The sequence below is a fragment of the Streptomyces sp. SID12501 genome (genome assembly GCF_010550245.1).
Classification (GTDB): Bacteria; Actinomycetota; Actinomycetes; order Streptomycetales; family Streptomycetaceae; genus Streptomyces.
The window spans coordinates 1-412 of the sequence record NZ_JAAGLU010000855.1; the positions used below are offsets into that span (position 1 = coordinate 1).

At 73.5% G+C, this 412-nt stretch carries 1 protein-coding gene; it reads left to right on the plus strand.

From position 1 onward, the window contains the following. Positions 1-412 (plus strand): radical SAM protein (locus tag G3I71_RS48825; protein ID WP_164325429.1); only part of this gene is annotated, 412 nt, incomplete at both ends.

Genomic DNA, 412 nt, shown 5'->3' on the forward strand with positions numbered 1-412 from the left:
CTGCGCGGCAAGGAGCGCGACCGCCGCCCGGGCGAGATCCTCGCCGAGGTCGAGGCGCTCGTCGCGACCGGGGCCATCGAGGTCACGCTCCTGGGTCAGAACGTCAACTCGTACGGCGTCGGGTTCGGCGACCGGCACGCGTTCGGCAAGCTGCTGCGCGCCGTCGGCGCCGTCCCGGGCCTGGAGCGCGTGCGCTTCACGTCGCCGCACCCGGCCGCGTTCACGGACGACGTGATCGAGGCGATGGCGCAGACGCCGACCGTGATGCCGCAGCTGCACATGCCGCTGCAGTCGGGCTCCGACCGCGTGCTGCGCGCGATGCGTCGGTCCTACCGCTCCGACCGCTTCCTCGGGATCCTCGAGCGCGTGCGGGCCGCGATCCCGCACGCCGCCATCACGACGGACGTGATCG